Origin of the sequence: Kocuria varians (assembly GCF_006539885.1) — a bacterium.
GTDB lineage: Bacteria > Actinomycetota > Actinomycetes > Actinomycetales > Micrococcaceae > Kocuria > Kocuria varians.
Window position 1 is genome coordinate 83,499 of sequence record NZ_BJNW01000002.1, and the last position, 25,152, is coordinate 108,650.

25 protein-coding genes, 1 tRNA gene and 1 other RNA gene are annotated in these 25,152 nt (G+C 69.9%); 20 read left to right on the top strand and 7 right to left on the bottom strand.

The features are described 5' to 3' along the window. Positions 1-33: 33 nt before the first annotated feature. Entirely contained in the window at positions 34-927 is an 894-nt protein-coding gene (locus KVA01_RS01600; RefSeq protein ID WP_170221108.1) for an AraC family transcriptional regulator, read from the top strand. 118 nt (positions 928-1,045) lie between these two features. Here KVA01_RS01600 and KVA01_RS01605 read toward each other — a convergent pair whose 3' ends face one another. Further along, positions 1,046-1,384, bottom strand: a complete 339-nt coding sequence (locus KVA01_RS01605; protein ID WP_197461457.1) for a putative quinol monooxygenase — start codon at positions 1,382-1,384, stop codon at positions 1,046-1,048. 49 nt (positions 1,385-1,433) lie between these two features. On the opposite strand from KVA01_RS01605, the gene KVA01_RS01610 reads away from it, so the two are divergent. Next, on the top strand, positions 1,434-2,225 hold the full coding sequence (locus tag KVA01_RS01610; protein ID WP_068469110.1) for a helix-turn-helix domain-containing protein: 792 nt from the start codon (positions 1,434-1,436) through the stop codon (positions 2,223-2,225). Positions 2,226-2,339: 114 nt separating this feature from the next. Further along, positions 2,340-2,963 (top strand): DinB family protein, encoded by a 624-nt coding sequence (locus tag KVA01_RS01615; protein WP_068469108.1) that lies wholly within the window; start codon positions 2,340-2,342, stop codon positions 2,961-2,963. Between the two features lie 102 nt (positions 2,964-3,065). Here the strand turns inward: KVA01_RS01615 and KVA01_RS01620 are convergent, their stop codons facing one another. From KVA01_RS01620 to KVA01_RS01630, 3 genes are all read right to left on the bottom strand, one after another. Continuing rightward, positions 3,066-3,419: a DUF6176 family protein gene (locus tag KVA01_RS01620; RefSeq protein WP_068469093.1), complete on the bottom strand. Its 354-nt coding sequence runs from the start codon at positions 3,417-3,419 to the stop codon at positions 3,066-3,068. Between the two features lie 61 nt (positions 3,420-3,480). Continuing rightward, on the bottom strand, positions 3,481-3,951 hold the full coding sequence (locus tag KVA01_RS01625) for a GNAT family N-acetyltransferase (protein WP_068469088.1): 471 nt from the start codon (positions 3,949-3,951) through the stop codon (positions 3,481-3,483). Between the two features lie 198 nt (positions 3,952-4,149). Continuing rightward, positions 4,150-4,332 (bottom strand): hypothetical protein, encoded by a 183-nt coding sequence (locus KVA01_RS01630; protein WP_141268634.1) that lies wholly within the window; start codon positions 4,330-4,332, stop codon positions 4,150-4,152. A gap of 838 nt (positions 4,333-5,170) precedes the next feature. On the opposite strand from KVA01_RS01630, the gene KVA01_RS01635 reads away from it, so the two are divergent. The 3 genes from KVA01_RS01635 to KVA01_RS01645 are packed head-to-tail and all read left to right on the top strand — an operon-like array spanning position 5,171 to position 8,989. Then, positions 5,171-6,922, top strand: coding sequence for a biotin carboxylase (locus tag KVA01_RS01635; RefSeq protein WP_231860632.1), 1,752 nt, complete (start codon positions 5,171-5,173; stop codon positions 6,920-6,922). A gap of 1 nt (position 6,923) precedes the next feature. Further along, entirely contained in the window at positions 6,924-8,117 is a 1,194-nt protein-coding gene (locus KVA01_RS01640) for a serine hydrolase domain-containing protein (RefSeq protein ID WP_068469083.1), read from the top strand. A gap of 2 nt (positions 8,118-8,119) precedes the next feature. Next, on the top strand, positions 8,120-8,989 hold the full coding sequence (locus tag KVA01_RS01645) for an MBL fold metallo-hydrolase (RefSeq protein ID WP_371858563.1): 870 nt from the start codon (positions 8,120-8,122) through the stop codon (positions 8,987-8,989). A gap of 4 nt (positions 8,990-8,993) precedes the next feature. Here the strand turns inward: KVA01_RS01645 and KVA01_RS01650 are convergent, their stop codons facing one another. Further along, positions 8,994-9,689 carry a queuosine precursor transporter gene (locus tag KVA01_RS01650; protein ID WP_141268636.1) on the bottom strand — a complete coding sequence of 232 codons (696 nt, stop codon included), beginning with the start codon at positions 9,687-9,689 and terminating at the stop codon, positions 8,994-8,996. 124 nt (positions 9,690-9,813) lie between these two features. Here KVA01_RS01650 and KVA01_RS01655 point away from each other — a divergent pair, with 124 nt between their 5' ends. The 7 genes from KVA01_RS01655 (at position 9,814) to KVA01_RS01685 (ending at position 16,287) form a co-directional block, all read left to right on the top strand. After that, on the top strand, positions 9,814-10,641 hold the full coding sequence (locus tag KVA01_RS01655) for a hydroxymethylpyrimidine/phosphomethylpyrimidine kinase (protein ID WP_141268638.1): 828 nt from the start codon (positions 9,814-9,816) through the stop codon (positions 10,639-10,641). 150 nt (positions 10,642-10,791) lie between these two features. Continuing rightward, positions 10,792-11,457 (top strand): TetR/AcrR family transcriptional regulator, encoded by a 666-nt coding sequence (locus KVA01_RS01660; protein WP_068469079.1) that lies wholly within the window; start codon positions 10,792-10,794, stop codon positions 11,455-11,457. Positions 11,458-11,614: 157 nt separating this feature from the next. Then, positions 11,615-12,700 (top strand): FecCD family ABC transporter permease, encoded by a 1,086-nt coding sequence (locus KVA01_RS01665; RefSeq protein WP_141268640.1) that lies wholly within the window; start codon positions 11,615-11,617, stop codon positions 12,698-12,700. Then, complete coding sequence (locus KVA01_RS01670; RefSeq protein ID WP_233438722.1) at positions 12,697-13,794, top strand: FecCD family ABC transporter permease; 1,098 nt, start codon at positions 12,697-12,699, stop codon at positions 13,792-13,794. The genes KVA01_RS01665 and KVA01_RS01670 overlap by 4 nt, the downstream gene beginning before the upstream one ends. Continuing rightward, positions 13,791-14,654, top strand: coding sequence for an ABC transporter ATP-binding protein (locus KVA01_RS01675; RefSeq protein WP_082810322.1), 864 nt, complete (start codon positions 13,791-13,793; stop codon positions 14,652-14,654). Before KVA01_RS01670 ends, KVA01_RS01675 begins: the two co-directional genes overlap by 4 nt. Further along, positions 14,654-15,688: an ABC transporter substrate-binding protein gene (locus tag KVA01_RS01680; protein WP_068469075.1), complete on the top strand. Its 1,035-nt coding sequence runs from the start codon at positions 14,654-14,656 to the stop codon at positions 15,686-15,688. Before KVA01_RS01675 ends, KVA01_RS01680 begins: the two co-directional genes overlap by 1 nt. A 206-nt stretch (positions 15,689-15,894) precedes the next feature. Then, entirely contained in the window at positions 15,895-16,287 is a 393-nt protein-coding gene (locus KVA01_RS01685; RefSeq protein ID WP_068469073.1) for a hypothetical protein, read from the top strand. On the opposite strand, the gene KVA01_RS13190 is transcribed toward KVA01_RS01685, so the two are convergent. Both KVA01_RS13190 and KVA01_RS01695 read right to left on the bottom strand, forming a co-directional pair. Beyond that, positions 16,176-17,258 (bottom strand): glycosyltransferase family 25 protein, encoded by a 1,083-nt coding sequence (locus KVA01_RS13190; protein ID WP_141268642.1) that lies wholly within the window; start codon positions 17,256-17,258, stop codon positions 16,176-16,178. The genes KVA01_RS01685 and KVA01_RS13190 overlap by 112 nt on opposite strands. Positions 17,259-17,380: 122 nt before the next feature. After that, positions 17,381-17,465 (bottom strand) — tRNA-Ser (locus tag KVA01_RS01695). A 159-nt stretch (positions 17,466-17,624) separates the two neighbouring features. Between KVA01_RS01695 and ffs the strand changes: the two genes are divergently transcribed. From ffs to KVA01_RS01730, 7 genes are all read left to right on the top strand, one after another. Next, positions 17,625-17,721: signal recognition particle sRNA small type (ffs, locus tag KVA01_RS01700), an RNA gene on the top strand. A gap of 64 nt (positions 17,722-17,785) precedes the next feature. Next, positions 17,786-21,190, top strand: coding sequence for a DNA polymerase III subunit gamma and tau (locus tag KVA01_RS01705; protein ID WP_141268644.1), 3,405 nt, complete (start codon positions 17,786-17,788; stop codon positions 21,188-21,190). Positions 21,191-21,282: 92 nt separating this feature from the next. Continuing rightward, entirely contained in the window at positions 21,283-21,888 is a 606-nt protein-coding gene (gene recR / locus KVA01_RS01710) for a recombination mediator RecR (protein ID WP_068470378.1), read from the top strand. A 162-nt stretch (positions 21,889-22,050) separates the two neighbouring features. Beyond that, positions 22,051-23,337: an aspartate kinase gene (locus KVA01_RS01715; RefSeq protein WP_068470380.1), complete on the top strand. Its 1,287-nt coding sequence runs from the start codon at positions 22,051-22,053 to the stop codon at positions 23,335-23,337. A gap of 15 nt (positions 23,338-23,352) precedes the next feature. Beyond that, a complete protein-coding gene (locus KVA01_RS01720) occupies positions 23,353-23,862 on the top strand; it encodes a MarR family winged helix-turn-helix transcriptional regulator (RefSeq protein ID WP_141268646.1) in 510 nt (169 codons plus the stop codon). Beyond that, positions 23,855-24,796 (top strand): 3-methyladenine DNA glycosylase, encoded by a 942-nt coding sequence (locus KVA01_RS01725; protein WP_233438723.1) that lies wholly within the window; start codon positions 23,855-23,857, stop codon positions 24,794-24,796. The genes KVA01_RS01720 and KVA01_RS01725 overlap by 8 nt, the downstream gene beginning before the upstream one ends. Next, positions 24,793-25,152 carry a Rieske 2Fe-2S domain-containing protein gene (locus KVA01_RS01730; RefSeq protein WP_068470383.1) on the top strand — a complete coding sequence of 120 codons (360 nt, stop codon included), beginning with the start codon at positions 24,793-24,795 and terminating at the stop codon, positions 25,150-25,152. The genes KVA01_RS01725 and KVA01_RS01730 overlap by 4 nt, the downstream gene beginning before the upstream one ends.

The window sequence follows — 25,152 nt, forward strand, 5'->3', positions numbered from 1 at the left end:
CACTGCACCGCATGGCGGGCAAGAATGGTGAACGTGAGCGAACGACTGCCGAGCCCCCTGGGTGACCCCGTCCACGAACTGGTCGTCATGGACTCCGTGAGCGCGCTGCGGTGGTTCCGTCATGACGTCCCCCACCCGCTCGCCAGGTGGCACCACCACCCCGAGGTCGAGATCCACCTCATCACGGCCTCCACGGGCACGGCGCAGATCGGCGACGCAGTGCAGGCGTTCAGCCCCGGCGCCCTGTACCTGATCGGCTCAGGCCTGCCCCACAACTGGGTGTCCTCACTGCGGCCGGGTGAGACCGTTCCCGGCCGCGACGTGCTGCTGCAGTTCCACCCGGACCTCGTCACGGACCTGGCACGACAGGTCCCCGACCTCGGTTCGCTGCCGATACTCCTGGACGAGGCGCGCCGAGGCATCGAGTTCACCGGAGCGACGCGCGACCAGGCCGAGGAGGCGCTCTTGCGCATCCGGGGCAGCCGGGAGATCAGACGGTTCGCCCTGTTCCTGGAGCTTCTGGACGTCCTGGCCCGCGCCCCGCGCAAGAACCGCAGGACGATCTCCCAGCACGTCATGGACGCTCCCCTGGACACCGCGGAGTCGGATCTCTACAACGCGGCCCTGGTCTACCTGCACGCCCGTCTCACGGAACGCTTCACGCTGAGCGACGTGGCGGAGCACCTCGCCGTGAGCCCGTCGCACCTCTCCCGACTGTTCACGCGAGCCACGGGCGTCGGGTATTCGCGAACGGTGACGCGGCTGAGGGTTTTCGAGGCGTGCCGGCTGCTGCGGCACACCGAAACGCCCATCGGCCAGGTGTGCTTCCGGTCGGGATTCGGAAACCAGTCGAATTTCAACCGCCGTTTCCACGAGGAGACCGGAATGACGCCGCACGAATACCGTTCCGGCGTCATGGCGGGGTAGGTGCAGGCAACTTTCCCGCACGACTTCCCGACCACCTGCGACGGTTCCGCTCGCCCGGGCATGCGATCACGACGACACCACAGGGCCGGCTCCGCGCCCCTTGCCCCGGAACCGCTTCTCAGCACGCCCGCGGAATGCCCGCGACAGCGGCAAGCCGCTGCTGGCTCATCCCATCCCGGTCGATGATCGGCATCGCCCGTCCGATCCGCGCCTGCACCGCAGGAATCTGCAACGACGCCTGGTGCGCATCTTCGCTGTCCCAGACTTCCGTGACCCACACGGCGTCTGCGTCCTCTGGGTCACGGGCGACCAGATAGAGACGGCACCCAGGCATCGGCTCGCTGCGGTCCTGCTCACTCAGAATGGCAGCCAGGGCATCCCCCTCCCCTGGTATGGAGCGCAGTCGGCCGTGAAGCATGAATGCGGATTCAGTGGTCATGGTGTCAATGTCAGCCATGGCCTCACCGTAGGCTTCGGGAATCGGCGCAGGCTTGTAGATTCTTGCCATGGCTGAGGCAACCGTTCCGAACGGGCGTGGAGTCCCTTTTCCGAGGCGCCTCCCTGTTGCTTTCCGACGACTGCCCGCCAGCTCTGAGGCCTCTGACCTCGTAGCGTGGTGGTGGCTGTGTGAATGGGACTTGCCGGACGGCGAGCGCTCGGATCAGCGAGTCCTGGCGTTCCCTGCTCTGAACTTCACTGTCGACGGTGAAGGGGCCGCAGTTGCCGGCCCGACCAGCACGGCCACCACGCGCATCCTCACGGGCAGAGGATGGGTCATCGGCGCACTGCTTAAGCCAGCAACGACCCCGGTGTTCACTACCGATCCAGCATCACTGCGTGATCGATTGAACCCGGTCGTCCTGCCCGAACTGCAGGCACGTGTCACGGAGTTGGTCGGGAACGGTTGTCTGGACGGTGCCACGGAGGTCGTAACGCAGTGGCTCGTGGGCCGGGCTGGAGACCTTGAGGACTCCGCTCGCGCGGCGAACCTCATGTGGCACCTCGCGACGACCGATCACCACATCACATCGCTCACCAGTCTTGCCGAGGCTGTCGGCACCTCCCAGAGCGGCCTCTACCGTCTGGCTCGCCGCTACGTCGGGGTCTCGCCCTATGACATGCTCCGGCGGCGGCGCCTACAGGAGATCGCGGAGCACATCCGGGACAACCCGCAGACGTCGCTGGCAGATGTGGCAGGCCGCTTCGGTCTGACCGATCAAGCCCACATGAACCGCGAGTTCAAAGCGGCGTTCGGCATCACCCCCGGTGAGTACAGGACCTCTTTGAGAGGGCCGTAGGCCCGCACGCCCATTCGGCGGGGCACTCCTTGACGCATCGGTCGAGTGAGCGCCCGTGAGCATGCAGGAGAAGAAATGGATACCGCAGCTACGTTCTGCTGACATGATCTGCCCATGACGCACGACAGCCCCTCCGCCCAGGACGTCCAACTGGCTCTCGACGATGCCCGCCGCCATCTGCGGGGCATCACGGATGACGGCTGGTCGAGGTCAGCGAACGGACTCGATTGGACGTGCAGGGAGACGATGATGCACATCCTGGACGATTTGGGGAGCTATGCCATGCAGTTGTCCGGAGTGCACGGGCACGAGGGATATACGCCCCTCCAAGAGTTCGCGGTGACACCTGGCCGGCCCCAGGGGTTGTTCTGGCCCGAGGAGAGCGGCGGCACGCAAGCAATCCTGGACTGCCTCGACGCCGTCGGTGGTCTGCTGGTGGCCGTCGTGGCCTCGGTGCCCGCTGATCGCATCGGGTGGCATCCCTTTGGCAACCCCGACCGGTCCGGCTTGGCCGCCATGGGTATCGTGGAGCTGACAGTTCACACCCACGACATCCTGGCGGCACATCACCGGCCCTACAGAGCGCCGGATGTGGTCGTTCACCGCGCCATGAACCGTATCTTTGCCGATGCACGTCGGTCGGGAGATGTCTGGCACGACCTTCTGCGAGCCACAGGACGCACGCCGGATACACGCGGTGGGTCCTGGAGATGGGATTCCTCGCCGCTGGACGCATAGTCCGCGGGTGTGACCCACCGGCGCGTCCTGATTCCCCGTCAGCCTGGCTCCCAGCACGAAGAATGAATCATCCAGTGCAACATGGCCTGCCTTGGCTACAGATCAGAGCAAGGGCCGCATGGCGCTCTCCACCCGCTCCGGCACAACATGCACCTGGGGAGTCAGACCCTGCGGCGGAAAATCACGGTCGATGCACTCGCGCCAGAACTCCAGGTGCCGCACGTCGAGCCAGTGCTGCGAGTCGCGTATGGAACGGCGCCCTTCCCCCTGCACCGAGTACCAGTAGAGATACATGACGCCCTCGACGACCTCGCTGAAGATCGTCTCCACGTACATCTGCTCCGGTTCCAGCGTCTCCCGAAAAGCATTCGGGTTCGAGCGCAGAAAATCCATCCACTCGGCCGCGCGCTCCTCGGCGCCTGATCGGACGCGGAACCGGGTCATCTCGATGAGCATGCGCGCACCCTACGACACCTGCTGCAGAGTATCTCCGGCGCACGTTCTCCGATGTCCGCTCTCAGATGTCTGCACGCATCGCGGGGAAGGTCGTCTCGACGAAGCCGGCCCGCTCGTACATGCCCCGCCCCGCTGCCGTCGACATGAGTTCCGCCCGGCGGATACCGGTACCCCGTGCCCATGCCAGTGCGGCTTCAAAAACACGCTGGCCGTATCCACGCCCACGTTGAGCGGGGAACGTGCACACGTTGCTGATGAGCACATCCCGCCCGCACGGGTTGCTGGGGGACGGTGCCGCGTCCCGAACAGCAGCCACGGAACACGCAACGACGCGCCCGTCCAGCTCGGCGACGAAGATGCCGTACTCCGACGTGTGGATCCGTTCCAGGAACCACAACCGGGCGCCTTCGGCCCATGAACCGTCGAGAGATGGAGTACCCATCGCACGAAACATCTCAGTGCGCAGCAGGACAAGAGTGTCAACGTCCTGCTCCGAGGCCCGGCGCGTGACGACGAGTTCAGCGTTCACCATGCAGCCACCGTACGTGCGTCTCCTGCAGAACCCGTCCCAGGGAGGGGCGAGAATCCGTACGTACATGAGTCACGACGACGCCCGGCGCCGTCTGCCTGCGCCGTACAGGACCTCGCACAGGAAGGAGCGCGCCGGGCACCGTCTCCTCTCGGGTTCTGCACCGCCTGCCCTCCCCGGGGGCGACGGCGCCTGCCCGGTCTATCGGCGAGGGCCCCCGTGGGAATTCTCGCCGGAATGGCGCCGCTCGTGCTCGGCCTGCCACACGGTGACCACGAAGGACACATTAATCAGTCCGAGCGCGGCCTCGGTCGGGTGACCCACGAAACCGAGCCCCTCGCTGAACTGCACCACGAGGCCGAGGACGGCAAGGACTATGGCCACGGGATATCCAACCCTCGCCAGGGGCTTCCTTCCCGGGCGGCGCACCCTCGCGGGCGGCCCCGTGGGCCGGGTGACGGATTCACCGGTGCTGCCGGTCGGGTGGACCGACGCCGATGCCACCACGACAGCGGGGACGCTCCCCGTGGGGTGGGCGCACACGGGTTCCATGACGCACTCCTTCTTCGGTTCGGGACAACAAAAGCCGTTTTATTTTCCATAACCCGAGTCGATAATTCAAATGTAGTTCACCTCACATTTATGATCATCAAGCTGTCCATTTAACTGTAAATAGCCAATGGGCCAGAGTTCCAGAATAGCGACAGCGTTATTCTTATTGCCGCACCGCATGAAATGCCTCCGGCCCACGGGTGGTGCACCACGCGCAGGAGCCGGCAGGGCCCGCCACCTGGCGGGCCACCCCACGCCAGACCGGAGGAGGGGCGGCGATCAAGGTCATCGGCGCGCGAGATGTCGCGCGGCACCGGGCGGCGCACAATGACGGGTGTGAGCGCAACCGGAAGGCATCGAGCACCCCACCTCGCAACGGCCCCTCCTCGTCAGATGTGGGCTGTTATGGCTACAGAATGATCCGTTTCGGAAATGCCGCGGCCAGCTCCGCGGCGCGGGTCCGCGGTGCTTTTTCATACTCCGCTCAGAGCCGTCCGGGAACAGGCCACGGCGGCCCCGCATCGTGATCGCAATCACCCTGCTGGCGGCGCGCGCGCTCCACACCGCGACACGTTGCGCACATTTGGCCACACGCGAGTCACATGTGTTGCCCCTCACAAACGGCGGGCTGTATAAACGGAAGTCACGACGAGGCAGAGGAGTGGTCACCGTGGCCGACACCACAGACAGCGCGCACGACCAGGGGACGTCGGCACAGACCGCGGCGGAGGAGCAGCAGCGGGCGCAGGTCTCGGAGACCATGGCCGCCACGCCGGCCGTCGAGGACCCCGCGGAGCCGAACCTGGCCACACCGCCCGTCGAACCGCTGCCCCTTGACGACGAGAACGAGTCGCAGCCAGGCCGCCCTGCCTCCGTGGACGACTCCCCCGAGACCTCCGCGGGAGGCTACGGCGTGGCCGCCGACGCCAAGTACGTGCCGTTCGACGTCGTCGGCCCCACCCGGCGCGTGCTGCGCAACATGTCCGAGGTGCGCCACTTCTTCCGCGTCAACGACGTCCCCGTGTTCTTCGTGGGCGCCACCCCGTTCAACCTCCTGGGCCTGGACCGCTGGGTGCGCAACCTCTCCTACATCTCCTACTACGACGGCTGGGACGGTGCCCACCCGCGCATCTTCACCCCCAAGGACAAGCCGGCCCGTGAGTTCGAGTCCGGCGAGGACATCAACAACTGGCTGCTGCGCCACCACGAGGTCCGCGCGTGCATCGAGTCCCGGACCCCCAACGGCACCCGGCCCAAGATCGCCCTCGTCTTCTTCAACGAGGAGACCGAGGAGATCTGCGACGAGCTCGGCTACGACCTGATCCTGCCCAAGGCGGAGCTGCGCGAGAAGCTGGACTCCAAGCTCGTGACCACGCGCCTCGGCAACGAGGTGGGCGTGCCGTCCGTGCCGAACATCCTGACCACGGTGGAGTCCTGGGAGGACCTGCGCACGCAGTCCAAGGAGAACGGGCTGGGCACGGACCTCGTGGTGCAGACCGCCTACGGCGACTCCGGCAAGACCACCTTCTTCATCTCCTCGCAGGAGGACTGGAAGAAGCACGCGGACGAGATCGTGGGCCACGAGGTCAAGGTCATGAAGCGCATCAACAACGTTCCCGTGGCGGTGGAGGCGGTCCAGACGAGCGCCGGCACCATCGTGGGGCCGTTCATGACGGAGCTGACCGGCTACGCCGAGCTGACCCCCTACCGCGGCGGCTGGTGCGGCAACGAGACCTTCCCGGACGTCCTGGACGAGGAGACCCGCGCCGTGGCCGGCAGCATGGTCCGCCGCCTGGGCGACCGCCTCGGCGAGGAGGGCTACAAGGGCTTCTTCGAGGTGGACGTGCTCGTGGACACGGACACCAAGGACGTCTACCTGGGCGAGCTGAACCCGCGCATCTCCGGCGCCACCGCCATTACGCAGGTCACGGCGGGCGCCTACGCGGACATCCCGCTGTTCCTGTTCCACCTGCTGCAGTACATGGACGTCGAGGTCCAGCTGGACGTGGACGAGATCAACGAGCGCTGGGCCGAGCTCGCAGCGGTGGACGTGTGGAGCCAGGCGGTCGTCAAGGAGACCTCCCCGGGCGTCGCCCGGATCGACAAGGCACCGCGTACCGGGCAGTACTTCGTGAACGCCCACGGCGAGCTGGTCTTCCGCCGCGCGGCGCTAGACTGGCACCAGCTCCAGAACTCGTCGGAAGTCTTTTTCATGCGGATCTACGGTCCCGGCGAGTTCCGTTGGAAGGGCGCGGATCTGGGCATCATCGTCTCGGTGGGCCGGCTGCAGCGCACCACGCGTGACGGTCTCGGCCTGAGCATCAAGGCCAAGCACCTGATTGAGTCCTTCCGAAAAATGTACGCCGTGACTCCCCTGGTACGCCCAGCAGGGGCCAAGGGATCCGCAGGTTTGAAGGCCTGATTTGCTGAGCGAAACCAGTAGCTCTCCGGGTGCAGGAGTTACTCTCAACAACTGGCAAACGCCCGAGCAGCTCGCGTGGTCCTTCCAGCACATGGCCGAGATCCTGCCCACGGCCACCATCTCGCGCGCGGCGGCCCCGACCGCCCCGTTCGAGAGCGCTCCCGCCCCTGTGGAGGAGCTGCCTCTCGTCACCGTGGACGGCCGCTTTCTCACGGTGCGCGAGGTGATGGACTGGACGTACACGGACGGCTGGGTCGTGGAGCACGACGGCCGCCTGCTCGCCGAGCACTACCCGGGCGGCATGGCTCCGGGCACCCGTCACCTGCTGATGTCCGTGAGCAAGTCCCTGGTGAGCCTGGTCGCGGGTTCGCTGTGGGGCGCAGGCCTCCTGCACCCGGACGCCCCCGTGACCGCGTACGTGCCGCAGCTCGCGTACTCCGGCTACGCCGGCGCCACGGTGCGCCAGCTGCTGGACATGCGCTCGGGTGTGCGGTTCTCCGAGGAGTACACGGACCCGGACGCCGAGGTCCGCCAGCTCGAGGAGGCGATCGGCTGGAAGGCCTGGACGCACCCGGGCCCGCGCAGCATGTACGAGTTCCTCCTGGGCCTGCAGCAGGTCAGGGAGCACGGGGGACTGTTCGAGTACCGCTCCGCGGAGACGGACGTGCTCGGCTGGATCTGCGAGGCCGCAGGCGGAGCCCGGATGCCGCAGCTGATGTCGCGCCTGCTGTGGAGCAGGACCGGGGCCGAGGAGGACGCCAACATCGGCGTGGACTCCACCGGCACCGGCATGTTCGACGGCGGCATCTCCGCGTCCCTGCGGGACATCGTCCGCGTGGGCCGCGTGGTGCTGGGCGACGGCGTCTCCATGACGGGCGCCCGCGTGACCCCCGCCGAGTGGATCCACGACACCCTCGTGGGCGCGCCGGACTCCCGGCAGGTCTTTGCGGACTCCCCCACGGACACCCGCATGCCCGGGGGCATGTACCGCAACCAGTTCTGGATCCCCCGCGAGGGCTCGGACGTGGTGCTCGCCCTGGGCATCCACGGCCAGATGATCTACGTGAACCGCCCCGCCCGGGTGGTCGCGGCGAAGCTCTCGAGCTGGCCCGTCCCCCAGGACGCCTGGATGCTGCTGAGCACGATCACCGCCTTCGACACGATTGCGGCGGCGGCGCAGGAAGGCCGCCTGTGAGTCTGGCGCGCCCCTACGAGGCCGTGCCCGGCAGGCTTCACCGCGTCACCGCCTCCGCCGGCGTGGTGCTCGCCCCGAACCCCGGCCCCATGACCCTGGACGGGACCAACACCTGGATCCTCTCGGGGCCGGGTGAGGGCCCGGAGCACCCCAACTACGGGTACCACCCGTCCGCGCAGGGCCGCGGGGAGTGGCCCGGACCGGACGTCGTCGTCGTGGACCCGGGACCGGCGGACGAGGACCACCTGCAGGCGGTCGCCGCGACCGGCACCGTGGTGCTGATCCTCGTGACGCACCACCACGCGGACCACACGGACGGCATCGACCGGCTCCACGAGATCACGGGTGCTCCCGTGCGCGCCGCCCGCCCGGAGTTCTGCCGGGACAGCGGCGAACCGCTGCGGGACGGCGACTCCGTCCTGGCCGCCGGGATCTGCCTCCGCGTGCTGGCCACCCCGGGGCACACCTCCGACTCCGTGTGCCTGCGCCTGCCCCACGACATCCCGGAGACCGTGCTCACCGGGGACACCGTGCTGGGCCGCGGCACCACCATGATCGACCACCCGGACGGCACCCTCGCGGACTACCTGGCCTCCCTCGACCGGCTTTCCCACCGCGCCGGCGCCGTGGGGCTGCCCGCCCACGGGGACCCGCTGCCGGACCTGCGCGAGACCTGTCTGGAGCTGATCCGCCACCGGCTCGCGCGCCTCGAGGAGGTGCGCGCCGTCGTCGCCGATCTGGGCGCGGGCGCGAGCATCGGGGCCGTCACGGACGTGGTCTACGGGGACGTCCCCGCCGGGGCCCGGCACGCCGCGGAACGCTCGATCGCCGCCCAGCTGGCCCACCTGCAGAACGGGGCGGGCCGCAGCTGAGCCGTCATGCGGCGTAGCTCGGCTCCCGCCGCTTGAACCACGCGATCGCCGCGTAGGTGACGGGCATGATCACGACCTCCACGAGGCACTTGTACACGTAGCCCACCAGCACGTAGTTGAGGAAGCCGGCCCACGAGTCGATGCCGATGATCGGGGCCGCCACCGCGCAGAAGATGACGGTGTCCACGAGCTCCCCCACCATGGTCGAGGAGATCAGCCGCGCCCACAGGTGCTTCTCGCTGGTCCGCTCCTTGACCTTGACCATCACGTAGGCGTTGAGCAGCTGCCCCACCAGGTAGCCGAGCAGGGACCCCGCCACGATGAGCGGGACCGGGCCGAGCACCGCCTCGAACGCCCCCTGGTTCTCGTAGAACGGTGCCGCCGGGAGGATGATCACGAGCCAGAACACGAGCGAGGAGAACGCCCCGAAGAAGAACGAGGTCAGGATCGCCCGGCGGGCCGCACGGAAGCCGTAGACCTCGGAGACCACGTCCCCCAGCACGTAGGCCAGGGGGAAGAGGAAGAACCCGCCGTCCGTGATGACCGGCCCGAACTGCACTCCCTTGGTGGCGCCGATGTTGGAGAGCACGAGGATCACGCAGTAGGCGGCCAGGATGAGGTCGAAGTACGTGCGGGGGCGGCGGGCGAAGGCCACCTGCGGGGCGGCGTCGTCGTGCGGAGGTGTGGCGTGGGCAGACACGGGTGTCCTTGGGGTCGTCGCGTGCGAGGAGGGACGTCGCCTGCCACCCGACGTCGTGCCCAGTGTAGTGGGGGCGGCGCCGCGCGAACTCGCGGGGCGTTTGCGGACGGAGCACAATGTGAGCATGAACGAGACACCACGAAACCAGCCGCCCGTCGCCATGACCGTCGCGGGCTCGGAGGCCACCGGCGGCGCCGGCGCCCTCGCGGACATCAAGACCTTCACGTCCCTGGGCGTCTTCGGTTCGCTCGCGCTCACGTGCATCGTGGCGTTCGACCCGGAGAACGGCTGGGACCACCGCGTGACCCCGGTGGACCAGCAGACCCTGGCGAACCAGCTGCAGACGATCACCGCGGCGTTCGACCTGGACGCCGTGAAGATCGGCATGCTCGGCCACCCGGACACCATCCGCACGGTCGCCACCGCCATGAAGGAGCTCAAGCCCCGGCACCTGGTGCTGGACCCGGTGCTGATCTGCAAGGGCCAGGAGCCGGGCGCGGCGCTCGACACGGACCAGGCGCTGAAGGCGGAGGTGCTGCCGCTGGCCACGTTCGTGACGCCCAACCACTTCGAGTCGCTCTCGCTGTCGGGGATGGACTCCATCGACTCCGTGGACGATCTCAAGGAGGCCGCGCGCCGCATCCACGACTCCTCCGGCGCCACGGTGCTCGCCAAGGGCGGCGTGCGCCTGGCCGGCCCCGAGGCCGTGGACGTGTTCTACGACGGCTCCACCCTGGAGGTGCTGAGCGAGCCCAAGGTGAGCGAGGTGCCGGTCTCCGGGGCGGGCTGCTCGCTGGCCGCGGCCATCACGGCGGAGCTGGCCAAGGGCGCCGCCCCGCTGGACGCCGCCCGGACCGCCAAGAGCTTCGTCACCGCGGGCATCCGGCACCGGCTGAGCTCCCACCTGCCGTTCGACTCCCTGTGGCAGGGCGGTCTGGCCGCCGAGGCCTGACAGGACGGCGGCACCGAGGTTACTGAAAGCCTCCCGGGAATGCCCTGTTTTGCGGGGCATTACCGGTGGGGATGGGGTGGAATGGAGGTCGAACCCACGCCCCGTCGGCAACCCCTCCAGTTTGCTGACATTATCGGATAAGGTGTCGTCATGCCCCGCATCTCAGCCTCCAGCAACGCCGCCCAGCGGGAGCGCACGCAGCGCTCCATCCTCGACGCCTTCGGAGAGCTGCTCTACAGCAACGGGCTGACCGACCTCACCATGACCCGCGTGGCCAAGACCGCGGGCGTCGGCCGCACGGCGGTCTACAACTACTTCGCGGACATGGGCGAGCTGCTCGTGGCCTACGCCCTGGACAAGACCGAGCGCTTCGTCTCGGACCTCAACCGCGAGCTCGCCTCGGTGGAGAACCCCGTGGACCAGCTGGGCGTGTACATCCGCTTCCAGATCGAAGACCTCAGCCGTCGCCACCTGCCCCCGGGCCAGGCCATGCGCACCGTGCTCTCCCCGGAGGACTTCGCCAAGCTCGGCAAGCACGTGGGGCAGCTGCAGGCCGTGCTCTCGGAGATCCTGCAGCGTGCCATGGACGAGGGCTACCTGCCCCACGGGGACACCGAGGAGCTGTCCCAGCTGGTGCACGGCTCCCTGACCTCCACCGCGGACCGCAGCAAGACCATGGAGAGCCCGCGCGCGCAGCAAGAGCGCACGCAGGCCACGGTGCGCTTCATCCAGCGCGGCCTGGGTGCCCAGTTCGACGCCGAGTTCCGCCCCGTGCGCCTGCCCACCCAGCCCCCGGTGCTCAGCGCGGTCTCCTGACCCCGCTCCCCACCTGCCCTGCGGCTGATTCCACCCCCACCTGCGACGGTGGGTATTTTCACCACTCGGTTGTGCGCTATATTCCTTAGGTGACCCTAACCGAGCTGCCGATGCCGCACGTCTGCATCGCGGGCCCAGGCACCGCCGGGGGAACCCGATGACGGCCCCGGCGGCGTCGGCTCCGAGGGCCGGCAGCCGCGGCACCGCACGCACCCCGGGGACCGCACCCCGCGGTGCCGTGCGCACGGGTGTGGTGGTGACTGCGGGGCTCGCGCTCCTGGCGCTGCTGGCCGTCGTGAGCCTCTACGTGGGCTCCGGTGACATCCCCGCCGCGGACGTCACCCGCGTGATGCGCGAGTTCCTGACCCACGGCACCCGCCCCACCGACACCACGGGGATGCTCGTCCTCGAGCGCCGCCTGCCCCGCATGCTCATCGCCATCGCGGTCGGTTCCGCTCTCGGCATGGCAGGCACGGTGATGCAGGCCCTGACCCGCAACCCGCTCGCGGACCCGGGGCTGCTGGGCGTCTCCTCCGGCGCGTACTTCGCCGTCGTCATCACCTCCGCGTTCATCGGCGTGAGCGTGGGGCAGGCGCACGTGTGGGCGGCCATGGCGGGTGCCCTGGTCTCGTCGGTGCTCGTGTACGTCATCGGCACCACCGGATTCATGGCCGGCAACGCCGTGAAGCTGGTCCTGGCCGGCGTGGCCTTCGGCGCCGTCGTCCAGGGCGCCTCCTCGGTGATCACGCTGTCCATGCCGGACGTCTTCGACCGCGTGCGGTTCTGGTCCTCCGGCTCCCTGCAGGGCCGCAGCACGGCCGACCTGCAGGCGGTGCTGCCGTTCCTGCTGGTGGGGGCGGTGATCGCGGTGCTGATGCCCCGCGCCCTCAACGCCCTGGGCCTGGGGGACGACACCGCCGTGGCCCTGGGCTCGCGCCCCGCCGCGACCCGCATGGTCGGACTCGCGGCCATCACGCTGCTCACGGGTGCGGCCACCGCAGCAGCGGGCCCCCTGAGCTTCGTGGGGCTGATCGTCCCCCACGCCCTGCGCATGCTCGTGGGACCGGACCACCGCAAGCTCCTGCCCCTGGCCTGCCTCGCCGCACCCGTGCTGCTGCTCGCCGCGGACATCCTCGCACGCGTGGTCGTGGCCTCCGAGCTGCCCACCGGCACCGTCACCGCCCTGATCGGCGCACCCGTGCTGATCTGGCTCATCCGCGGAAGGACGGTGAAGGGACTGTGAGTGCCTCCACCGCACCGCACGGCTCCACGCCACCGAGCGCCCGCCCCGCCGTGCGCCTCGCGGGCCACCGGCCGGTGCGCATCGGCTCCTGGAGCGCCAAGGTCCACGTGCGCTCCGTGGTCGTCACGGTCCTCGTGGTCCTCGCCGCGCTCGGCGCGGGCGTGCTCGGCCTGGTCGCCGGCTCCGCGCGCCTGGGCCTGCCGGACGTCGTCGCCGCTTTCACGGACCAGGCCTCCGAGGGCACGCGCCGCGTGATCCTGGGCTGGCGGCTGCCGCGCATCCTCTTCGACCTCGTGGGAGGGGCGGCGCTCGCGATCGCCGGCGCCGTCTTCCAGGCGCAGACCCGCAACCCGCTGGGCAGCCCGGACATCATCGGATTCTCCACCGGCGCGTACTCCGGTGTGCTGCTCGGCTCCGTGATGGGCTTCGCGGGCGCGTGGGAGACCCCGCTCGCGGCCGTGGGCGGTGGCCTGCTCACCGGTCTGGTCGTCTACCTGCTCGCGTGGCAGAAGGGCGTGAGCGGACTGCGGATCATCATCGTGGGCATCGGCGTGAGCCTGTTCCTGGGGTCGGTGAACACCTACCTGCTCACCACCATGCGGCTCGAGGACGCCATCAGCGCCGCGGTGTGGGGCGCGGGCAGCGTCAACGACGTCGGCTGGTCCAGCACCGTGCCGCTGCTCGTGGTGACCGCGCTGATCCTGCCCGTGGTCCTCGCCACCTCGCGGGACACCGAGATCATGGAGATGGGCGACGACGCCGCCGCGGGCCTCGGCGTGCGGCTCGAGCGGGTGCGGCTGGTCCAGTTCCTCGCGGGCATCGTCCTCGTGGCCGTGGTCACCGCCGGTGCCGGGCCCATCGCGTTCGTCGCCCTCGTCTCCCCGCAGGTCGCCGTGCGGCTCACCGGCCGCGCCACCGCGAGCCCGTTGCCCGCCGCCGCCGTGGGGGCGCTGCTGCTCACGGTCTCGGACCTGCTGGCACGCTCGTCCTTCATGCCCGTGGAGCTTCCCGTGGGTGTGGTGACGCTGTGCCTGGGCGGCGCCTACTTCCTCTTCCTCCTCATCAACCTGGGCCGCACAGGGGGCACACGATGACCACCGGTTCACAGACCACCGCACCGCACCCGGGACAGGACACGGATCCCGTGGGCCGCGCCGCCCACCTCACGGGCTCCGGCCTGGAGGTCGGCTACGAGCACCGCACCGTGATCGCCTCGCTGGACGTGGCGATCCCGGACCGCTCCTTCACCGTGATCATCGGGCCCAACGGCTGCGGCAAGTCCACGCTGCTGCGCACCCTCGCGCGCCTGCTGTCCCCTACGAAGGGCGGCGTGGCCTTGGACGGCCGGGCGATCTCCGAGATCCCCACCAAGGAGCTCGCCCGCACCATCGGCCTGCTCCCGCAGTCGCCCCTCGCCCCCGAGGGCATCACCGTGGCGGACCTCGTCTCGCGCGGGCGCCACCCGTACCAGGGACTGCTCAAGCGCTGGAGCACCGAGGACGAGCGCGCCGTCGCCGGAGCCCTGGAGTCCACGCACATGGCGGAGTTCGCCGAGCGCTGCGTGGACGAGCTCTCCGGCGGCCAGCGCCAGCGGGCGTGGATCGCCATGGCGCTCGCCCAGGAGACCCCGCTGCTGCTGCTCGACGAGCCAACCACCTACCTGGACATCGCGCACCAGCTCGACGTCCTCAACCTGTGCGCCCGGCTGCAGCAGGAGGGGCGCACCCTCGTGGCCGTGCTGCACGACCTCAACCTGGCCCTGCGCTACGCGACCCACGTGATCGCCATGAAGGACGGCGCGATCATCGCGGAAGGCAGCCCCGACCACGTGGGAACAGCGCAGACCATCAAGGACGTCTTCGCCATCGACGCGCAGATCATCCCGGACCCCCAGACCGGCAAGCCCCTCGTGGTGCCTGCCACCTCAGAATCAGTACAGCAAGGAGAACTCTGATGCCTCTTTCCCGCCGTGCCCTCCTGGGCACCACCGGCGCCCTCGCGGCCGCCATCGCCCTGTCCGCGTGCGGCTCCTCGAACGGGGGCTCCGGCGCGGCGTCGTCCTCCGCGAGCGCCGCCGGCACGTTCCCGGTGACCGTGGAGCACAAGTTCGGCAGCACCGAGGTGAAGGGACCCAAGGAGGGTCAGGAGCTCAAGGTTGTGGCCCTCGGGTGGTCGGACGGCGAGAACTGCCTGGCCCTGGGCGTGAAGCCGATCGCGGTGTACGACTGGCTGGGCTTCGGCAAGGACAAGAAGGGCGTGGGCCCGTGGGCCGTGGAGAAGTTCGGTGACGTGACCCCCGAGGTCATGGAGCGCTCCGACTCCGGCATCGACTACGAGCTCGTGCAGTCCCTGTCCCCGGACCTGATCCTCAACGTGAACTCCGGCTACGACGAGAAGGAGTACAAGCGCCTGAGCGAGATCGCGCCCACCATCTCCGGACCCAAGGACGCGCAGAACTTCGCCCCCGGCTGGGACAACCAGACCCGGATGATCGGCAAGGCCCTGGGCCTCGAGGAGCAGGGCAACCAGCTCGTGGACGACACCAACGCCAAGATCAAGGAGGTCGCGGACAAGCACCCGAAGTTCAAGGGCGTGCAGGCCGTGACCGGGTCCAAGTTCGGCGAGGCGTACGGCCTGAGCTACACCGGCGACATGCGCTGGGACCTCATGGCAGACCTCGGCTTCACCATGTACTCCAAGGCCGCCGCCATGAAGCCGGACAAGGGCTTCTACGCGAACGTCTCCGAGGAGCAGGTCTCCGTGTTCGACGCCCCCGTGGCCGTGATGTTCCCCATCGGCTACAGCCTGCAGGAGCTCAAGGACGACAAGATCCTCAACTCGCTGTCCGTGTTCAAGGACGGCCGTGCCGTGCTGCTGGACCCCGAGGAGGACCTCGTGCAGGCCTTCAGCGCGGGCAACCCGCTGTCGATCGGGCTGGTCCTGGACCAGCTGCCGCCCAAGCTGGACACCGCCGTCGCGAAGATCTGATCCTCGCCCCACCGGCTCCACGAACGGCCCCGCGTCACAAGCCGGCGCGGGGGCCGTTTTCACGCGCACACGCACTGGGCGGTCACTTGTGCGGATACTGTTCTGCCATCCCCATCGGACGTGACGACGACGGCGCGGACCGGCGGGCTGCCGGTTCTCCCGCCCCCTGGGCGGGCACCGTGGTCGTCCGGAACAAAGGACCCCACATGGTCACCGTCTCCACCCTTCGCCGCTCCACCTCCGCCGCGCTCGCGGGACTGGTGGTGGCCGCGGGACTCACCGTCGCGGGAGCCGCTCCCGCCGAGGCCGCTCCCGTGCGCGCCTGCAAGGCCAGCGTCTCCGTCAAGCAGCCGCGGCAGTACACGACCACCGTGGTCAACGTGTCCGCCGTGGGCAGGGGCGCCAAGGTCACCACGCGCGCCAAGTACAGGACGACCACCAACGCCAAGAGCACCACGGCGACCACGCGGGGCACGGCCGCTGTGCGCTACCCCATTGCGGGGGCCACGCCGGGGCGGACCGTGTGGGTGGACGTCGTCGCCACCGCCAGCGGCACCACCTGGAAGTGCAGCACGTCCTTCACGCCGCGGCACAAGTAGCAGCACGCGCTGCGCACCACCCTGCGCCGCCGCGACCCGCGGAAGCTCGGGGAACGAGAGTGCCGCAGACCCGCGAGGGATCTGCGGCGCTCTCCTCGTGCTGAGCTCACCCGTGAGACGCACCCGCGCGGCGGTACCGCACGTCCTCCACCGTGGCCCGCACCGCAAGCCTTGCCCCCCGCAGCCTGGAGCGCACCGCGACGTGCACGGCAACTCGGTCGCGAACGTTCTGCCCCCACGCCGCCGGTGACGTCGTGCCTCGACCCGCCCGGGGCGCAGGGACGCGGATCTTCCCATGTGACAAGGCTGGGGCGTGTCAGGGCAATGTCCATGCCTCCGGCCTCGAAGAACGCCGACCAGGCGTCCGCCACACGGTTCAGCTTTCCCCCCGGGAGGGATGCCGCATACCGTTCGAACTTTCGAGCCCCTCGACGGGTCACCAGATAGAGCCCCGCGCAGTCACCCTCACCAGCAAACCGCCCTATCCTGTAGAGCCGCCTGTGCGCCAGGACGACCCGCGACAGCAAGGAGAGCTGCAGGAGGCTCTTGAATTTGCGCCGCACGAGGGGGTTCTCGCTCCCACTTCTTCCATCCGCGAGCACCACCACGTCGTGCGGCAGAGCGCTCCTCACGAGGAGGCGCAGCACGGCCGGAAAGTCGGCGGTGAACCGGGCGTCGTCCTCTGCGACGAGGAGGAGGTCCGAGTCGGCACCGTCCTCTGCCGCGAACTCACGGATGACCCGCGCATGGCTGATGGCACACCCGATCTCCGCCGGCACGGGCTCTCGCTCGTACAACTCGGCAAAACGCTCGGCGTCGAAGTACGGGGTCCAGTCCTGGCTGGCGCCGTGGAACGCCTCCGAGACCTCGAACATCTCACCCAGCGGCTGGGAGAGGAAACCCGACCTCCGGGCGCTGCCGGGAAGGCTGATGACCACCGCGCGGGCGAGGGGGAAGGGGGTGCCGACCATGCCCGAAGCGTACCCGTGTCCCCCGACCGGGGGACAGCACAAGGCGCCCGATGGGGCACTCCCCCCGGAAACGAGAAAACCCCCGAACCGTGTAAGAACGATTCGGGGGTTGTCCCTGAACGCGGAGGATGGGGGATTTGAACCCCCGAGGGCGTTAACCCAACACGCGTTCCAGGCGTGCGCCATAGGCCGCTAGGCGAATCCTCCAGGCCGCACATAATCCACTGACATGGACAACGTGCGGCAATCAGCATAGCGGAACACGCGCCCGGCGCGCGAATCGGAGCGGTGGCGGCTCCAGCGCGTGCGCCCACGGCTCACTCGTCGGGCGGTTCGATCTCCGGCCACTGTTGGGCTAAAGTGTCTGTCAGCCCCTCGTGTGGCGCCATCTCGTAAAACTCCCCCAGGGCCGGAAGGCAGCAAGGGTATATGGGCTCTGGCGGGTGCACGGGGGGTCTTCACCTTCCGGGCTCCCCACCCGTGCGAGAGCGCTGTGTGTGTCCGAGACCCCCGCTAAGGTTTCCTGTGTGACTACCGCCCTGTACCGCCGCTACCGCCCGGAGACCTTCCAGGACGTCATCGGTCAGGAACACGTGACCGAACCCCTGATGACCGCGCTGCGCAAGAACAGGGTGAACCACGCCTACCTCTTCTCCGGCCCCCGCGGCTGCGGCAAGACCACGTCCGCCCGCATCCTCGCGCGCTGCCTGAACTGCGCGGAGGGCCCCACCGCCACACCGTGCGGCCGCTGCGAGTCCTGCCGGGACCTCGCCCGGGACGGTGCCGGCTCGCTGGACGTCATCGAGATGGACGCCGCCTCCCACGGCGGCGTGGACCACGCGCGTGACCTGCGGGAACGCGCCACCTTCGCCCCGGTGCGGGACCGCTACAAGATCTTCATCATCGACGAGGCCCACATGGTCACCCGGGAGGGCTTCAACGCTCTGCTGAAGATCGTGGAGGAGCCGCCGGAGCACGTGAAGTTCATCTTCGCGACCACCGAGCCGTCCAAGGTGCTCACCACCATCCGCTCCCGCACGCACCACTACCCGTTCCGGCTCGTGCCCCCGGAGCCGCTCATGAAGTACCTGGAGCAGCTGTGCCGTGAGGAGGGTGTGGCCACAGCTCCCGGTGTGCTCTCCCTCGTGGTGCGCGCCGGCGGTGGTTCGGTGCGCGATTCGCTCTCCGTGCTGGACCAGCTCATGGCGGGCTCGGACGAGAACGGCATCAGCTACGACCTCGCGGTCGCCCTGCTCGGCTACACGCACGCGGCGCTGCTCGACGACGTCGTGGACGCGTTCGCCGCCGGGGACGCCGCCACCGTCTTCGCCTCCGTGGACCGAGTGATCCAGACCGGCCAGGATCCGCGCCGGTTCGTGGAGGACCTGCTGGAGCGCTTCCGCGACCTCGTGGTGGTCAACGCGGTCCCGGACGCCGCGGACAACATCCTGCACGGCATGCCCACGGACCAGATCAACCGGCTGCGCAACCAGAGCACCCAGCTCGGTGCCGCGGAACTCTCCCGGTCCGCGGACATCATCAACGAGGCCCTCAACGAGATGACCGGGGCCACCTCCCCGCAGCTGCACCTGGAGCTGCTGTGCGCGCGGATCCTGCTGCCCTCCGCGGACCACACCACGCGGGGCATCACCTCGCGCGTGGACCGCCTGGAGCGGCGCCTGAGCATTCCGCGCGGGGCCGGCATCCGTTCCGGATCCGGTGAGGCCACGCCGTCCGCGCCCGCTGCCGACGTCGAGCCCACCGGGGTGGGCTCCCCCGTCCTCCGCCCGACCTCCCCGTCCGAGACCTCCCGCCCGGCAGCCGCCGAGACCTCACGTCCCGAGCCCGTTGCCGACGAGCCGCGTCGTGCGCCCGCCGCCGAGGAGGCCATCACTGCCGACGCCGCCGCGGACGAGAACACGGGGGCCTCGTTGCCCGTGGCCCCGGACGGTTCGGCGCTGGACGGTTCGGCACGCAACGGCTCCGCCCAGGATCGCCCCGGCCCCCAGGGAACCCCCGCGGGACGGCCCGCGGAGGAGACGCCCGACGCCCAGGAACCCACGGATCCGCAGGACGAGTCCGAGGAGCCGGAGGGCAGCGCCCACCCCGCCGCGGGGGACCCCGTGCCCGAGGGCGAGCGCGGCCCGCAGGCCGAGCACCCGCCGGCGGACGGCGTCGTCGACGGCGCGGAGGATGCGGTCCCCGCGTCCCCTGCCGGGCAGGCGGCTCCCCACCAGACACCCGAGGTGCCGCACGAGCAGAGCGCCCCGAGCGACGTCACGAGCGGGGAGCTCGAGCTGCTGCGCTCCTCGTGGCCGGAGATCGTCTCCGCCCTCGCGGAGATCCGGCGCGTGGCGTGGGCCATCACGGTGCGCGGCACCCCCATCTCCTACGAGAACGACACCCTGCGGATCGCGTTCGAGGGCGACGGCGACATCCTCAACTTCCCCCGCTTCGAGGCGGACGTGCGCAACGCCATCCAGACCGTGGTGGGACTGGCCTGCGGGGTCGAGGCCGTGCGCCCGGGAGACACGCAGGGCCGCTCCGGTGGCGGTGGACAGGGCGGGCCGACCCCCGGCAACGGCGGCCGCGGCCCGGGCCGGCCCTCCGGTGGTCCCCCGCGGCAGGGGCGCGGCCCGGGGAATCGTGGCGAAGCTTCCCGCCAGCAGGATCCCGCCGGGCAACCGGACTACTTCCGGGAGCCCGAAGGCTTCGGGGTGAACCGTCGTCACGGCGGGCCTCAGGAGTCCTCAGCGCCCCAGACCACCCGGACTACCCCGGCCGATGAGCCTCCGGCAGACGACGAGCCTGTCACCTCGTGGTCCGTGGCCTCCATCCCGCAGCCCGGCTCCCCCGCAGACGAGCCCAGGTCTTCCCCCGCCCACGAGCAGGAGGAGTCCGGGGTTGCTGACCCGGAGCAGCGCGCGGAATCAGGAGAGCCCGGGCGAGTCCCCTCGGGGATCCCGGAAGGGATCGGCGCCGGGACTCCCTCCGGTGCCGACGGTTCCACGGGGCCCGTGGCACCGGGGGAGACCGTGGACGGCAGGTCCCCGGAGAACGCCACCGTCCCTGTCGAGGTCGGCCGCCCCGAAGACCTCGGGCGTTCCGTGGATTCCACGGAGTCCGTGGACACTGTCTCGGCAGATGCCCGATCCTCCTCGGGAACGGATTCGACGACTCGGGCAGCCACGAATGCACCTTCGGCGCCCTCTGCATCGGCCGCGCGGAGCGGACCCTCGGAGCAACCGCCCAGCGCGAGACCTGCAGCAGACGGCCCGGCCCGTGGTCAGGATGGGCCCGCCCGGTCCGGCACGGCACCGAACGACGACGCACCGTCTGGCGACGCGGCGTCGTCGTCGCGTGGAGGGCGGGGTCCCGGTGGGTCGGCCCTCCAGTCCGCCCCGGCCGCCCCGGACCGCGGTCCCGAGTACTGGAGCCCCGACGAGCCACCGCCACCGCCGGAGGAGGACGAGCCACCGGCAGACATGTACGACGCGCCACTGACGCGGCAGCGCCCGACCTTCCGCCGCGAGGCACCCGCCCCGCAGCAAACCGACGACCGTTCCCGAGGCGGTCAGGGCCGATCCGGTGTAACGACCGCTTCCTCCGCGTCGCCAAGTACTCAGACCACCGAGACGCCCGGCGGTGCACCGGGCACATCTCCGGACGTGCGCCCCGGCACCGGCGGGAGTCGCCCCGGATGGCGCGAGCGGCACGCCGCAGCCATTGCGGCTGCCAGCGCCGCGAACGGCCAGTCCTCTGAGGCCCCCGGGAACAACTCGGGCCGGGGGAACGCTGCGGAGGACGAGAACTTCGTGCCCGGCGCGGACGACGAGTCCCTCGAGGACTCGTCCTTGTACGGCCGGGCCGCGATCGAACGGATCCTGGGCGGCATGCTGATCGACGAACGCGCCCACGACGCGCACCAGTGACACGGTGCCCCGGCGGCACGGCCACACCGTGGACCCGGCGCCCGCTCGGCGGAAACCCTGGTGCCGCCGCAGACCATTGACGAAGGAGCACGGTGTACGAAGGACCGGTCCAAGACCTGATCGACGAGCTGGGCAGGCTGCCCGGCGTGGGCCCCAAGTCCGCCCAGCGCATCGCGTTCCACCTCCTGGACGCGGACAAGGACGAGGTCCAGCAGCTCGTGGACGCCATCACCACGGTGAAGACCTCCGTGTCCTTCTGCGTGGTCTGCGGCAACGTCACCGAGCAGGAGGAGTGCTCGATCTGCCGGGATGCCCGCCGGGACCGCAGCGTGCTCTGCGTGGTGGAGGAGTCCAAGGACGTCATGGCCATCGAGCGCACCCGCAGCTACCGGGGCCTCTACCACGTGCTCGGGGGCGCCATCTCGCCACTGCAGGGCGTGGGCCCCGACCAGCTGCGCATCCGCGAGCTGATGACCCGCCTCTCGGACGAGACCGTGCAGGAGATCGTCCTCGCCACGGACCCCAACCTGGAGGGCGAGGCCACGGCCACCTATCTCTCTCGCATGCTGAAGACCCTCGGCATCCGGGTCACCCGCCTCGCCTCCGGGCTGCCCGTGGGCGGTGACCTCGAGTACGCGGACGAGGTCACGCTCGGCCGCGCCTTCGAGGGCCGCACGGTGGTCTCCGAGGCCCGCTGACACACGGCGGCGCGCCTGCGCGTCGGCCCCGGTCACGCGGCGCAGCCCTGTCCCACCCTGCTCGGCCCGGGATCGGTGCCACGGGTGCTGAGCCGATAGCATGGGCACAGATTCCCGTCACCGCCCGCCCGCCGGGCTGGTGTCCGCCCGCGAGAGGAATGCATGAGCCTCATTGTCCAGAAGTACGGCGGCTCGTCCGTCGCCGACGCCGACGGGGTCCGCCGGGTCGCCCGGCGGGTCGCCGAGACCAGGAACGCCGGTCACAGCGTGGTCGTCGTGGTCTCCGCCATGGGGGACACCACGGACGACCTCCTGGACCTTGCCGGTGAGGTCGCCCGCAAGCCCCCGGCCCGGGAGCTGGACATGCTGCTGACCTCGGGTGAACGGATCTCCATGGCCCTGCTCGCCATGGCCATCTCGGACCTCGGCGTCCCAGCACAGTCGTTCACCGGCTCCCAGGCCGGGATGATCACGGACGGCTCCCACGGAGCCGCGAAACTCGTGGAGGTCAGCCCCCGGCGGGTGCGCGAGGCGCTGGACAACGACAACGTGGCGATCATCGCCGGTTTCCAGGGCGTGCACCGCTCCACGAGCGACATCACCACCCTGGGACGGGGGGGTTCGGACACCACCGCCGTGGCGCTGGCCGCCGCCCTGGACGCGGACGTGTGCGAGATCTACTCGGACGTGGACGGTGTCTACACCGCAGACCCGCGGATCGTTCCCTCCGCCCAGAAGCTGGACCGGGTCTCCTCCGAGGAGATGCTGGAGCTGGCCGCCAACGGGGCGAAGATCCTGCACCTGCGCTGCGTCGAGTACGCCCGCCGCTTCGAGGTGCCGCTGCACGTCCGTTCGTCGTTCACCCACAACGAGGGCACCTGGGTCATCCCCAGCCCCCACGAGAACCTCACGCCGCAGAAGGAGATCCCCTTGGAACAGCCGCTGATCGCCGGTCTCGCCCATGATCGCAGCCAGGCCAAGATCACGATCGTGGGTGCCCCGGACCACCCCGGCATCGCCTCCCGGATCTTCCGTCTGCTCGCGGACTCGGAGGTGTACGTGGACATGATCGTGCAGAACGTCTCCACGGGTGAGCACCCCCTGACGGATGTCTCCTTCACGCTGGACGAGTCCCAGGGCGCCCTGGCCATGAACCTGCTGCGCGCCGCGGAGGAGAAGATCGGCTACACCCGCCTGGACTACAACGACCAGGTGGGCAAGCTGTCCCTGGTGGGCGCGGGAATGAAGACCAACACGGGCGTGGCATTCACGTTCTTCCAGGCGCTCGCGGACGCGAACGTCAACGTGGACATGATCTCCACGTCCGAGGTGCGCATCTCCATCGTCACCGCCGTGGAGAAGCTCGACGACGCCGTGCGCGCCGTCCACACGGCGTTCGGTCTGGACTCGGACGAGACCGCGACCGTCTATGGCGGCACCGGACGCTGACTCGGGGTTCTCTCCATGCCCGCCGACGCATCCGATTCCGCTGACGCCGCTCCCGGCGCGGCGGAGGACATGGCCACGGATCCGCTCGCCCTGGCCAACCAGCTGTGCTTCTCGCTGTCCGTGGCCTCGCGGATGGTGGTGCAGAGCTACCGGCCCGTGCTCGAACCCCTGGGCCTCACGCACCCGCAGTACCTGGTGATGCTCGCGCTGTGGGGATCGGCCCCGCGCACGGTCAAGGACCTCGGGGAGCAGCTGCGCCAGGATCCCGCCACGCTCTCCCCGCTGCTCAAGCGGCTCGAGGCGCGCGGCTACGTCACGCGGGGCCGCGACCCGCAGAACGAGCGCGCGCTGGCGGTCTCCCTCACGCGGGGGGGTCTGGCCCTGCGGGAGCGCGCCCGGGAGGTCCCCCTGCGCATGATGGAACGTCTGCGCATCACCGAGAGCCAGGTGCACGCCCTCAACGAGCAGATGCACCGGTTGATCGGCAACGCCCAGGACCTCGGTCAGGACCACCCGCATGACTGACACGACGCCCAGCACGCCCACGGAGCACCTCACTCATATGCCACGTGAGGAATGGACCCGCCGCGCGCAGGCCCACGCCCAGCGGGTGGCCCCCTACACGCAACCCTTCCTGGAGCGCCGCTTCCGCGGGGAGACGCACCCGGTGGAGGACTTCCTCTTCACCTACTACACGCTCTCCCCCGGCCAGTTCACGCGCTGGCACCCGGGCCCCGGCGTGATCCTCCTGGACGCACCCGAGCGTGCGGAGTGGAAGTTCTACCGCCCCGCCACCCAGGCGGAGCTGGCGGCGGCGGGGGCACCTGCGGGAGCGGACGGCGTCGTCGTCGCGGCGCGGGCGTTCCTGGCGAAGCGCGGGACGGCGGTGCGGTTCACGCGCGAGCTGCTCGCCAACACGACCGCGAACCCGGCGACCTTCGACTGCTTCGGGCTGCACGAGTGGGCCATGGCCTACCGCGCCGAAGAGAACGGCGTGCGGCACGAGAGCGCCGGTCTGCGGCTGGGGGCGCAGGGCACGGACGAGGTGGTGGAGAGCCACCGGATCCACTGCTCGCACTACGACGCGTTCCGCTTCTTCCAGCCCCAGGCCGTGGACCGCAACCAGCTGCGGCCCACCCGCGAGACCCAGCGGCGCATGGAGCAGCCGGGGTGCCTGCACGCGACCATGGACCTCTACAAGTGGGCGTACAAGCTGCTGCCCGCGGTGGACTCGGACCTGCTCGCTGACTGCTTCGAGCTCGCGTGGGACGTGCGGATCACGGACATGGAGGCCTCCCCCTACGACCTCGCGGACCACGGCTACGAGCCCGTGCGGATCGAGACCCCGGAGGGCAAGGCCGAGTACGTGCGCCGGCAGCGCGGCTTCGCGGCACGCGCGGGTGAGCTGCGGCCCCGGCTGCTCGCCGCCACGGACAGGCTGCTGAAGCTCGGCGCGTGAGCTGGCACCGGGTTCCCGACGACGCCGCCCTGGCCCGCGTGCTCGCGGACCCGCCCGCGGCGGTCCCGGTGCGCGTGGCCGGCCACGCGCTGATCCTCACGCGGGACGAGCACGGCACGCTGCGCGCGCTGGAGAACGAGTGCCCGCACCAGGGTGCGACGATCTGCCGCGAGGCCGTGACGGGTCAGGACACCCTCGAGTGCCCCAACCACTTCTGGCTCTTCGATCTCGAGGGCACCTTCGAGGGCTCGCGCCTGGCCGTGGCGGCCGGCCGCACCGCCCCGCAGGACCCCGCCAAGGACCTCGCGACCCACGCGTGCCGGGTGGTGGACGGCGGCATCGAGGTCGAGCTCTGA